The sequence below is a fragment of the Streptomyces sp. NPDC048057 genome (assembly GCF_040653095.1).
Classification (GTDB): domain Bacteria; phylum Actinomycetota; class Actinomycetes; order Streptomycetales; family Streptomycetaceae; genus Streptomyces.
Genome location: NZ_JBEZNF010000010.1, coordinates 254,960 through 255,184 on the forward strand (window position 1 = coordinate 254,960; position 225 = coordinate 255,184).

Below are 225 nucleotides of genomic sequence, written 5' to 3' on the forward strand. Positions count from 1 at the left end.
CACCGGGATACGGCGGCGGAAGGTCCTCGCGGTCGGACATGACGGTGTGTCTCCTGACGGTCTTCCGATGCGGATCGTCGCGGTCCGGAGGGGACGGTGCGGGCACGGTCTAGGGAGTGTCTTCAAAGTGGCGTCGTCCGCCCTTGGGGCGGGCCTGGCGGGGTCTGGTGCGTGCGATCGCAAGGCGGAGGAGGGAGTCGACGCGGTGGGGGTACCACCGTGCCC